Source organism: Dellaglioa sp. CoH-55-MRSF-9 (genome assembly GCF_056782155.1).
On record NZ_JBXAYG010000025.1, the window covers coordinates 1 to 460 of the forward strand.

Consider the following 460-nt stretch of genomic DNA (forward strand, 5'->3'; position numbering starts at 1 on the left):
CGCTAATATTGAGGAAGCCGAAGAATACGAGCAGTATAAAAAGAATAACGCCCGATACAACGAGGCGTATGCAGAGCTGAGTGAGGTCACGCAGAACCTGATCGAAGAGAACGGCCGAGAGCTTGCGGCCGAGATGGCAAAGAACGCGTACACGGCGTATACAGAAGCCAGACTCGCACTCAAGCGTGTCGAACTTGAAATAGAAAGCGTTCGCGAAGAGGCAGAATCCGAATTGCCGGAAAAGGCGGATAAGCCTGAAGAGGAAGAAGCTGATCTGGAAACCTTGGTTCGGGTCTATGAGCATCAGCTCGAACATGCAGAGAAGTTCGCAGAGGGCAAGTGCGAGTCTTGCGGGCAGGCGGTGAAGATTAAGGACCCGGCAACGCTCAAGAAACGCCTAAAGGCCGCTCAGCAGAAGCTGAAGCAGCACGCACAGTACGAGGCCTACCGAAAGGCGCGG

The 460-nt window shown here is 53.9% G+C and carries 1 protein-coding gene; it reads left to right on the forward strand.

The window, feature by feature from the left end; all coding sequences use genetic code 11:
* Positions 1-460 (forward strand): hypothetical protein (locus AC1RPV_RS07645; RefSeq protein WP_481764181.1); only part of this gene is annotated, 460 nt, incomplete at both ends.